Below are 11692 nucleotides of genomic sequence, written 5' to 3'. Positions count from 1 at the left end.
CCTTAAGCACTAACTGATTGCTGGAGACAATCATCAAGAGCTTGTTTAATGATTAAACACCCTTTTTTCAGGGTTGATAATTCAATTGTTAAAGCAGGTAAAATTTTAATTACAGTGTCATTTCTGCCAACGCGTTCAGCTATTAATCCCATTTCAAAACACCGTGAGGTGATTTGTTTCGCTAAATTAGTACCTCCAAAGTTGGCTAGATCAATGCCCCAAATCATACCAATGCCTCTGATTTTTATTTTTTCATTGATGGATGCTATTTCTTGATTAAGGAAGTCTTTTAAAAAAGCTTCTTTAACTTTTACTTCTTCTTCGAGATTACTAATTTCTCTATACTCAAGAGCAGCTGTACCACCAACAAAGGCTAGTTGATTTCCTCTAAACGTGCCAGTGTGTTCACCCGGTTCCCACAGGTCTAATTCTGGTTTAATCAACAATAACGACATCGGGAAACCATAACCACTAATAGATTTTGATAACACTACCATATCAGGCACAATTTTGGCTCTTTCAAAAGAGAAGAAAGGCCCAGAGCGACCACAGCCTACTTGAATATCATCACAAATTAATAAAATCTCATGTCTATCGCACAAATCTCTCAACTTTTGCATCCATTCAATTGGTGCTACGACAATTCCACCTTCGGCTTGCACTGTTTCAAAAATGATTGCTGCTGGTTTTTCAACTCCAGAATTGACATCATTAAGTACTGATTCAATAAAGCCGATTGTGTCTAAGTTTTCCATAAAACCATAAGGATAAGGCATAAACGTCACGTTATTTGATGTGCCACTTATCCCTGAGCGAATTGCAGTATTACCAGTAATAGATAAACTTCCCAAAGTCATGCCGTGATAAGCTCCCATAAAGGAGAATATCCCCGTTCTATTTGTAACTTTTCTAGCTAATTTTAAAGCTGCTTCAACAGCATTAGTTCCAGTAGGCCCACAAAACTGCACGTGATAATCGAGATTTTTAGGATTTAAGATTAACTCCGAAAATTTTGCTAAAAACTTTTCCTTTGCTGATGTATGCATATCTAAACCATGTGCGATCGCATCAGCTTCTAAATAAGAAATTACTCTTTCTTTGATGTAATCATTATTATGTCCATAATTTAACGCACCTGCACCTGCCAAAAAATCAATATACTCTTCGCCAGATTGAGAGTAAACTATAGAACCCTTGGCTCTATGGAATATAGCCGGGAAACTGCGACAATAACTCCTAACATTTGACTCGCGCTGTTCAAAGATATTCATAATATCTACCTGCTTAATTGCAATTAGCAAATTCAAAATCAAACATTGCTGATTTTTCTAAAATTAAGGCTATCTGCTGTTCTTCTGTTGTTAACAAAGACAAGTCTTGAAGGCGTACTTCCGGATTAGCCACCATATTTTGTAGTAGTATCCGAAAATGCTCTAAGATACCATTAATTGTGTGATTATCAAAGCGACGAAAATCGTAATTAATTCCTAGCCCTAACTTTAAACCAGGCAATCCAACCACTGTTAAGGGATAATTTGTCTTGTAAAAATAACCACTCTGCTGAAGCTCTAGACTGCCTAATTCTTCTTGTAATACCTGAGCTACTGGGTAGTTTTCAAACACAAGAATGCTGTCAAACATAGGCACGCCTCGTCGGATTTCACTCCACGCTTGAATTTGTGTCAGGGGCGTGTAATCATACTGGCGCATTTCAACTTGGTGAGCTTGAAAGTCTCTTAGCCAAGGCAGTAAAAATTTTTCACCATCTACCTTTACTGATACAGGCAAAGTGTTGACAAAAGTCCCTATCATCGATTCAGCATCCGTCAACTCTAGCGGACGTGCAGAAAGAGTACACCCATACACTACGTTTTTTTCACCAGTGTAATAACTTAGGAGAATAGCCCAAGCCCCCTGAACTAAGGTGTTCAGTGTTAGCCTATGCTGCTTTGCTAAGGACTGTAGTGCAGATGTGGTTGCTTCCGATAGATAAATAACTTCCTCGTCGTATTTTTCTTCTTGAGTTGATAAGTCGTCAACATAGAGGTTATTTAAGGCAGTGGGTGCTTTTACGCCCCTCAGCGCCTGTCTCCAAAAATCCTCAGATTGAGATATATCCTGTTTTTGCAACCAATTGATGTAGTTTCCAAAGGAACTACCGGGTTCTGAGGGAGCATCTTTACTTTGGCAAAATGCTTCGTAATGCTGAGCAAAATCCTTAATTACCATCGAACTCGACCAACCATCGAGAATTAGATGGTGTTTGCTGAAGATAAATTCGTAAGAGTCGTTAGTAAGACGGATTAAAGTCAGACGAATCAGTGATTCTTGAGAGAAATCAAAACCCCGTTGGCGATCGCTATCTAAAAAAGATTTTAAGCGCTTTTGCTGTTCAATTGGGTCTATTGTCCGCCAATCTTGCTGCTCTAGGGGGACTTTTACATTTTTGTACACAACTTGTAAGGGTTTGTCTATTTCTTCCCAATAAAAGCCGGTACGTAAAACTGTGTGCCGATCCACTACTTTTTGCCAAGCTTGCTCAAAAGCAGCAACGTTGAGATTCCCATACAATGTATGACTAAATTGGAAAAAATAGAGTCCTAATTCTGGGGCGTACAAACCATGAAAAAGGATGCCTTTCTGTAGGGGTGATAGTTCGTAAATATCTTGGATGTTGTCTGTTTTCATTACGGAAAACCTTTATGTATGCCCGTCGTGTATAGCAAGATTTTTTGAGTTGAAGGTGTTAGATCATGTCTGGTGACATAGTTGTTATTTCTCACGTAGAAACGCAAAGAGTTTTATTATGGCTACTTAGGATTATTTCCTTGGTTGATTTTGGCTAATAACTGGTCTAAATCTTCTTGGCTAACGTTCGCTTTTGAAAAATCAGAAGGTGTATAACCTCCAGTAGGAGAGGATTGACAATGAGTGATAAGTTCGCGCAACGCCTGTACAAAATTCTCAGCTAAAGTTTCAATCGTGATTCGGCGATGGATATTTTCGCTATAACTCCAATTCAGTTGCAGCTGACCGGAAGTAATTAAGCTGTTAACTACCAACAAGCGATCGCGGCTACCTTGCAAACTGCGCTCTAGTCCAGTAGACTCGTGAGCTGGTGCAAACAATGATGACTCCGACATCACCTGGTCAAATTGACCCAAGTAGTTAAATTTAACTTGCGGTTGCGGCAGTTTTGCTAGTTGGCCAGTAATATTACTGTCTTCGTTGAGGTAGCGCAGCAAGCCATAGCCAATACCCCGATGCGGTATACTACGTAGTTGCTCTTTGATCAGTTTTAATGCTGTTCCAGGTTCGGCAACTTCCCCTAAATCCAACAGTAGCGGGAAGTGGGTTGTAAACCAGCCAACTGTACGTGATAGGTTGATGTTATCGAAGATTTCCTCGCGTCCGTGACCTTCCATCTCAACTAACAGCGAATTCTCTCCTGTTAACTCAGCAAAAGCTTGCACTAGTGCTGTCAGCAAAACTTCGTTTATTTGTGTACGATAGGCAGCCGGAACTTCCTGAAGTAGCGCTTGAGTTTCTTCTTTACTCAAGGATACTGAGACTACTTTTTCGGAAGCAGCTGTGTTATCACCTTCTAAATAGTCCACTGGGAAGGAGGAAGATGATTTCTGAGTTTGAGTACGCCAATAATCCCACTCTTGCTGCACTGCTGTTGAGTGCGCGTACTCTGTTAGTAACTGTGCCCATCGTTTGAAAGAGGTTGTTTTGGGTGGCAATTGCATCGCCTCTCCCCGTTCCAGTTGTTCATAAACTGTTTGGAAATCTTCCAGCAAAATCCGCCAAGAGACACCATCAACAGCTAAGTGATGGATGAGAATTAACAAGCGACTGGGTTTAGATGCACCCAAATTAAATAAAGCTACTCGCACCAGTGGGCCTGAGGACAAGTCAAGACTAGTTTGTAACTCTGCTGCGGCTGTTTCCAAAGCTTGTTGTTGCTCTGTTTCTGGGAGTGCTGACAAATCTATTTGTGTAAATGGCACCACATTCTCAAAATCAGCGTTGATTTGTTGCCAACTAGATTCTGTTTGTACAAAATGCAGGCGCAGTGCGTCATGGTATATCAATAATTGCTGGACTGTCTTTTGTAATAGTACAGGGTCAAGCGATCGCCTCACTTGCAGTAAAACTGACTGGTTCCAGTGGTGTGGTTCAGGCTGATTTTGCTCAAAAAACCAGTGCTGAATCGGTGTCAGAGGCAAGGAACCAGTTACTGTATCTTGTTCCGCCACCATAACCAAACTAGTGCCAGCTGCTGCTGCTAAGTCAACAATTGTTTGGTGTTCAAACAGTTGCTTTGGTGTCAGCTTGAGACCTGCTTGATTAGCTCTGGCGACAATTTGAATACTAATAATCGAGTCACCGCCTAACTCGAAGAAGTTGTCATAAATGCCAACTTGCTCAACCCTCAGAACTTGTGCCCAAATATCAGCTAATATTTTCTCGTTAGGTGTGCGTGGTGCTAAATAGGCTGCTTTCAACTCCGGTCTGGATGTATCAGGTGCGGGTAGTAGCTGGCGATTCACTTTACCATTGGCTGTCAAAGGCAAAGCCTTTAGCTGGACAAAGACAGCAGGTAGCATATATTCGGGTAGCAACTCCAGCAAGAATTCCCGCAGTTCACTAGTTGTAGGAGACAATTTGGCTTTAGGCACGACATAAGCTACTAACCGCTTGTTGCCTGGTTGATCCTCCCGTAAAATCACCACAGTTTCACTGACAGCATGGTGTTTCAACAATGAGGCTTCAATTTCTCCAAGTTCGATGCGGAAGCCGTGCAGCTTAACTTGGTCGTCAATGCGTCCAACGAATTCAATATTGCCGTCGCTGCGATAGCGAGCTAAATCTCCAGTTTTGTAAAGGCGTTTTCCAGGAATAAAAGGATTGTCAATAAACTTCTCAGCAGTCTGTTCTGGCTGATTGAGATAACCTCGTGCTAAACCTGCACCACCGATGTGCAGTTCGCTTGTTACACCAATAGGGACTGGTTGTCCTAGTGAGTCAAGTAAATAGATTTGGGTATTCGCCAGAGGACGACCAATAGGAACGGTTTGAGATTCCTGATTAGTGGGTATGCTCTCGACACGATAAGTTAGCACGCCTACCGTGGCTTCAGTTGGGCCGTAGTGGTTAAAAATTTGACAATCTGGTGCTAATTGCTGAATCTGCTCAATCAAATTCCAATTTGTTGCCTCACCTCCTAGCACGAGTCGCTGACGGGGGAGAACTTGTTTGCTGTTCTTGGCACTCAGCAATGCTTTTAGGTGAGATGGCACAATTTTGAGGCAGTCTATGGGATGGCGGAAAAAGTAATCTGCTAGAGCTTCAGGATCGGCGGAGCGATCGCTTGACACCACATGCAGACATCCGCCACTACACAGGGAAGGGAAGATAACAGTATTGCTCAAGTCGGCGGCAAAGGTGGAAACAGTCGCAAAATTCGCACCGACGGGAAAATTCAATTTTTCTTGGATGCTGTACAGGTAGTTGAGCAGTTGCTGATGCTCAACTAACACGCCTTTGGGTATGCCTGTGGAACCAGAGGTGTAAATTACATAAACTAAGTTCTCAGGTTTAACTTTACTAGTTGGATTATCGCTAGCTTCTCGATCGATGGCTTCCCAGTCAGTATCTAAGCAAACTACCCGTGTTGTCTGTGCAAAAACATGATTTACTAAATGCTGTTGCGTTAATAATATTGGTACTTGAGCATCCTGCAAACGCAAAGCGATGCCAGAAGTTGGTAAGGTCGGGTCTATTGGTAGATAAGCTCCGCCTGCTTTGAGAATACCAAGCAGTGCAATAATCATTTCGAGCGAACGCTCTACACAAATACCTACTAATACATCTGGCCCGACTCCCAATTGTTGGAGATAATGAGCTATTTTGTTAGCACGACTATTAAGTTCGCTGTAGCTTAGTTGATCCTCCTCAAACACAACAGCAATTTTATCTGGTGTCTTGGTGACTTGTTCTTCAAATAGTTGGTGAATGCACTTATCTTGGGGATAATCTGTAGTTGTTTTGTTACATTCAATTAGTAGATGATTTCGTTGGTTTTCGCTGAGAATATTTAATTTCAGTATAGCAGAATCTGGATTATTAATAACGCTTACTAATAATGTCTGGAATTGTTCTGCCAGAAGTTTAATATTATCTTCGCTAAAGTAATTTACATCGTAGTGGAATTTTGTTATTAGTGCATCCTGGTAATGATTACAAGAAAGTTTCAATTTAAATTTATCTAGACAAATGTATTGCTGAATCAGTGAAAACCAGACATCACCGGCTAAAATCTTTCCTGTCCACTGTTCATATTCAAATTCTATTGGAAAATAAAATGTCTCTGGATGCTTGACTATTTCTTCTACCGTAAAATACTCCTGCCATTCATAGGCATCATTGACAGTTTGATTAATTTGCTGAAGTATTTCCGAAAATTTAGAATCAGTCTCAAAATGACAATTTAATGGTAAATATTTAGTAAATAATCCTAGCGATCGCTCTAACTCTTCATATTGACGACCATCAAAGGCAGTACCAATTATAATATCTTGTTGTCCAGTGATACGCGACAACAGAATATGCCAGCAAGTTAATAAAACTATAGAAATTGAAGTTTCATATTTTCGTGCGATCGCTTCAATTTCAGTAACTATTTTAGGCTCTATCTTCGATTCAAATAAGTTAAACTCAAATTTAGCATAATCATTACTTTGTTGGATTCCAAAAGGCAGTTTTAGAGTAGTTAGAGCAGACAAATCTTGCTTAATCCAGTATTCTTTACCAACTGCACAATCTTCATCATTGAGTAATTGATTCTGCCATTCTGAAAATTGAATATATTGTATGATTTCTTCGGCTGAGGATAATTCCTCTCCTTGAAGACAAGCAGCATAATACTGGTGAATTTCCTCAACTATAATTTGGAGTGTTTTGCCATCGGCACAAATTGCTGGCAGACTAATTAGTAAAATATGCTTTTGGGCTGACAATTTCAATAAACATAGACGCAACAGAGGACTTTTATCAAAGTCAATGTTTTGTTGTCTTTCCTTCTGAATAACTTTTTCTATTTGTGCTTTTTGTTCTTTACAGTCAAAATTACTCAAATCGATATTGTGCCAAGAAACTTCACTGCTCTTTGATACGACCTGAAGAGGAGTTTTTATTCCTGGTTTACGGAGAAAATTTGTCCGCAGAATCTCATGTTGGCTAATAACCTTTTTTAAGGCTATTTCAATAAATTCTGTTTTGAGATTTCCTTCAATGAGGATAGCACCTTGACTCTGATAAGCAAGGCTATCTTGTTGTAGTGACCAAAGATGCTTTTGTTGAGGAGAAAGTTGAAATCCTTCGATTATTTGCTTTTGCATTGATTTTTCCAGCTTTTGTGTCTTATTTCTTAATACCAGCCAAGACAGCAAACAACTATGTATTACTAAATCATTGGTGAAAATATCTCTGTGCCCTCTGCGTCTCTGTGGTTAGTTTAAAAAAACACAAATTTGCCTAGCACTTTTATAAAAATAGAATACCATTTAATGGTGTTAATTCACTAAAAAATACTATTTTTTATTTTATCCAAATTTTTAAAACTTATCATTTCTCCCATTGCGACTACAATTTTTCGTGAACCAACAAAGGAATTTCGTCCGTGGGCAGCCAACATATTATCCAACATTATTATGTCCCCTTTTTGCCAAGTAAAACTAACTTGTGACTGTTGATAAATCTCACTAATTTCTTGAATTACTGATTGTTCAATAGGAGAACCATCGCCATAATAGACATGACGTGGTAGCCTTTGTTCTCCAAATAATGACAATAGGGAATTTTGAATTTCAGAGTCTAGGTATGATATATGGTGCAACTGCAATTGATTGAAAAATACTAATTCATCAGTACGAGGATGTTTGGCGATCGCTTGTCGATAAGAGCGAGTTCTTAAACTATTATCTGACCATTCAAAATCCATGCCTGCTTGGCGGCAATAATCTTCAACTAATGCTTTTTCTGTAGTTCTAAAAAACTCTTGCCAACTCACATCTAAACCTTCTGTGAAGTTGCGGACATACATCAGTTTTTTATCAGCAAATCGCTCTCTCAGTTTGGGGTTGAGAAGTTGATAAATCTTCCGACAATCTACAATCGGTGTTTCTCCACCAAGCTGGGCTGGTTGCACACAGAAAAACCAAATTTTCATTGGCCATTGCTGTAAGTGCGAACTTTCATTATGAAACAGGATTGCTTTGTCGTTAGGATAAGGGGTAGAACCATAAACTTTACCGCCTAATCCCTCACGTGGTAAATCACCATACTCACCGAATAAATTTGGGCAAATAGCACCAGCAACATTTTCAAACTCAGAAACTGAATTGATATTGAAGTTGCGGAAGAGAATTGCACCATGCTTTAATAGCTGAGTTTCGATGAAGTCGCGGTGACTTGTAGCCCAGTCTGCAAGTTCAATATCTGCTACATCAGGTTGTATTACCAAAGGTAAGGTGCTTTCCGAATGGAGAAAATCTGTTTTAATTAATTCTCCTGATGGCAAACTTACAGCTTTAGGTTTAACCGTTTTGAATTTGCTTAACTTAGCCGTTTGGCGTTGTTTTTGTTCTAAGCTTTGATGTTTCTTTTCAGGTTCAGTCAGCATTTCTAAACTATTAATTCTAGTATCGGGCTGTGCCACAATGTTCTTGAGCAATGTTTCAAAGTGACCTGACATGCGGGTAATGGAATCAGCATCAAAAAGATCGGTGCTATATTTCCAAGTGCCCATAAGTCCTTGTTCGGTTTCTGTAACAAATAAAGCCAAGTCAAACCTTGCCATACCAGTGTTAATTTCCATCGGTGTCAAGGTAAGTTCTGAAAGCTCTACGGTTGGGTTTGGGGTATTTTGAAGGACGAACAATATTTGAAATAGTGGTGTATGACCTAACTTGCGTTCTGGCTGTAAGGCATCTACCAATTTGGCGAAAGGTAAATCTTGGTGAGCATAGGCTCCTAATGCCACTTCTCGCACCCGCCGCAGTAACTCCCGAAAACTAGGGTTACCAGAGAGGTCAGTCCGCAAGACCAGTAGGTTGACAAAGAACCCGATTAGTTGTTCGGTATTGCTACGGTTACGGTTAGCAACATCTGTACCAACAACGATGTCTTCTTGATGGGTGTAACGCGATAAAAGCGTTTGCAAGGTTGCCAGCAGGGTCATAAAAAGAGTGACTCCCTCCTGGCGCGAGAGCGTTTTGATTTCCTCAGTTAACGCTTTGGGGATGACAAAGTTAGTACTTCCTACACCGAAAGTCTGGACTCTCGGTCGTGGTCGAGCCATCGGTAACTTTAGCATGGTGGGAGCGCCACTTAAATGCCGTTGCCAGTATGAAAGTTGCGTTTCTAAAACTTCTCCCACCAGCCATTGCTGCTGCCAATAAGCAAAGTCTGCATATTGGATGGGGAGTTCGGGTAATGGTGAGGGTTGACCACGGTTAAAAGCTTCGTACAGTGTCGCCGCTTCTTGGACGAGTAACCCCATTGACCAAGCGTCAGAAACTATATGGTGAATTGTAAATAAAAGTACATGCTCATCTTTATTTAATTGCAGTAGCATGACTCGCAGTAGCGGCCCCTCTGCCAAATTGAAGGGTCGCTGTGACTCTTCTGCCGCAAAATGTTCTATCTCTATTTGCTGCGTATTTGGAGAGAGCGATTCTCTGAAAGAGACACTTCGTGAACGCAAGTCTACTATCGGTAAGCTTAATCTTAAGACAGGCGTAATTACTTGGACTGGTTGTCCATCTACCGTGGTAAAAGTAGTACGTAAAGCTTCATGACGCTGCACAATTTCATTGAGACTCTGCGCTAAAGCGGCAATATTGAGCCTACCTGTAAGCCGCACAGCGATAGTGTCATTGTATAGCGAGCTACCAGGCTCTAGCTGGTCGATAAACCACAGACGTTGTTGAGCGAACGACAGAGGTAAATTTGTCTCGCGTGGGCAAGGCTGAATAGGTAGTTCCTTGAGTCCCTGCCCAGCTTTCATAAGTTTTTCAATGCTTTGGGCAAGTTCTGCTATTGTTGGTGACTCAAACAAATAACGTAGCGGTAGCTCTACCTGAAAGGCATCCCGGAGGCGAGAAATAATTTGCGTTGCCAATAGGGAGTGTCCTCCCAACTCGAAGAAATTGTCATTGCTGCCAACTTTCTCTAAACCAAGTACCTGAGTCCAGATTCCTGCTATTACCTCCTCAATGGGAGTGCGAGGAGTCACAAAAGTTTTCTCTGACTCAAGTTGCAGAGTTTTAAATTTAGGGATTTGGTTAACCGGAATTTGCCCCAGCAGTGTTGCAATGCTAATTTCTGGTTCGGAAATGAGGTTTTGCAGTACAGCTACAAAATGCTCGCGAATCAGCGCTACATCAGCACTATCGAAGCGGCGTGCGTCGTAGATAAGCTTCAATTCTAGTTCTGATTCGACAGTTACTAAGAGAGTTAGGGCGTATTTAGTTTGTGCGCCAATGAATCGTAAATCGCTGATATCGATTTTAAAATCGCTAGATTGTAATACAGCTGAATCAACCGGATAGTTCTCGAAAACTAAAATGCTTTCATAAAGAGGTAATGCTCCTGGTACTTCACTCCACTGATGGACTTGTCCAGAGTGGCTGTGTTCATACTGCCGTAATTCAAAATTATAAGTTTGGATATCTTGCAGCCATAACCAAAGCTGTTCTTGGGGATTAATTTTTAACCGTAAGGGCAAAGTATTAATGAAAAGCCCGATTGTTGATTCGACCCCTGGCAAACTCGGTGGACGGCCAGATACTGTGATGCCAAATAATACATCCTCTTCGTGGCTGTAGCGGCAAAGCAGCAACGCCCAAACTCCCTGAACCACAGTATTTAAAGTTAGGCGGTTCGCTTTTGCTAAAGATTTGAGAGTTGCTGTGTTTGAGGCGTTCAAAGACAGCGACTCTTCGCCATAGCGTTCTGTTGCCGAGCAATTACCAAGTTCTATTTTGCCTAGTGGGGTTGATTTTGTGAAACCTTGCAATGCTCTACGCCAGAAAACTTCTATTTGGGATAAATCCTGCTGTTGTAGCCAAGTTATGTAGTCTCTGTAGGGACGGACTGGTTTTAGTTGCAAATTCTGACCTTTGCTGAAAGCTTGGTAACAGGAAAGGACTTCTTGAAAAACTAAAGGAACACACCAGCCATCCATCAAAATATGATGATGAGTCCAAACGAATTGATAGGTTTCCTCGCCCATTTGCAAAAGTGCCAAACGCATAAGCGGTGGCTTGGTTAAATTGAGGCCGCGATCGCGCTCTGTCTTAATAAATGCTTCCAGTTGCTCTTGTTGTTCAGATAATGAGTACTGACGCCAGTCTTGCCGCTCAATGGGGATTTCTACTTGTCGTAACACCACCTGAAGCGGCTGTTCCTGATCCTTCCAGACAAAGCCGGTTCTGAAAATGGCGTGTCGCTCAATAATCTGCTGCCAACCTTGCTCAAAAGCCGAAAAATTGAGTTTTCCGTCCAAAACACAGGTAAATTGCTCGATATGAATTCCTAACTCTGGAGTGTATAGAGTCTCAAAGAGCATACCTTGTTGCGAAAAAGACAGGGGATAAATAGCTTCAACGTTTTTTTTGCTCAT

General features: G+C 41.1%; 4 protein-coding genes. All 4 read right to left on the bottom strand.

All coding sequences use genetic code 11. The features are described from left to right. Positions 1 to 2: 2 nt before the first annotated feature. Positions 3 to 1271, bottom strand: coding sequence for a diaminobutyrate--2-oxoglutarate transaminase (ectB, locus tag ACEYW6_RS17105; RefSeq protein WP_412980640.1), 1269 nt, complete (start codon positions 1269 to 1271; stop codon positions 3 to 5). Between the two features lie 13 nt (positions 1272 to 1284). Next, positions 1285 to 2688 (bottom strand): condensation domain-containing protein, encoded by a 1404-nt coding sequence (locus ACEYW6_RS17100; RefSeq protein ID WP_412980639.1) that lies wholly within the window; start codon positions 2686 to 2688, stop codon positions 1285 to 1287. Between the two features lie 122 nt (positions 2689 to 2810). After that, positions 2811 to 7406 (bottom strand): amino acid adenylation domain-containing protein, encoded by a 4596-nt coding sequence (locus ACEYW6_RS17095; protein WP_412980638.1) that lies wholly within the window; start codon positions 7404 to 7406, stop codon positions 2811 to 2813. A gap of 182 nt (positions 7407 to 7588) precedes the next feature. After that, positions 7589 to 11692 carry a condensation domain-containing protein gene (locus ACEYW6_RS17090; RefSeq protein ID WP_412980637.1) on the bottom strand — a complete coding sequence of 1368 codons (4104 nt, stop codon included), beginning with the start codon at positions 11690 to 11692 and terminating at the stop codon, positions 7589 to 7591.

The sequence above is a fragment of the Nostoc sp. UIC 10607 genome (assembly GCF_047228265.1).
In the GTDB taxonomy this organism is placed as follows: domain Bacteria; phylum Cyanobacteriota; class Cyanobacteriia; order Cyanobacteriales; family Nostocaceae; genus Nostoc; species Nostoc foliaceum_A.
The sequence above is the reverse complement of the archived record's forward strand: the minus strand, read 5'-3'. Positions and strand labels throughout refer to the sequence as shown.